The sequence below is a fragment of the Acetobacter okinawensis genome, assembly GCF_002153655.1.
GTDB lineage: Bacteria > Pseudomonadota > Alphaproteobacteria > Acetobacterales > Acetobacteraceae > Acetobacter > Acetobacter okinawensis_A.
The window spans coordinates 1-233 of sequence record NZ_JOPJ01000119.1 but is presented as its reverse complement, the minus strand read 5'-3'; the positions used below and the strand labels follow the sequence as shown (position 1 = coordinate 233).

The window sequence follows — 233 nt, the reverse complement described above, 5'->3', positions numbered from 1 at the left end:
GCCCATGCCACATCTGACATAAACCTGAGCCAGCAGACATCGGCCAACAATGACCAGATCTCTGTGCTACAGGCCCAGACTGCCACCCTTGGACAGAATGATGAGGCCCGGCAAAAGCTGATCAACCATATGCAGGCGGAGCAGCAGCTCCTGCGCTCCGGGGTTAGCCTGACAGACGCCTCCTCCCAGTCCTACCTGAACAGTGTGGATGCGCTGTCTGACGCCACAAACGC

1 protein-coding gene is annotated in these 233 nt (G+C 58.4%); it reads left to right on the top strand.

The features are described from left to right. The coding region (locus HK26_RS13000; RefSeq protein WP_143296391.1) for a hypothetical protein at nucleotides 1-233 on the top strand (233 nt) is incomplete at both ends.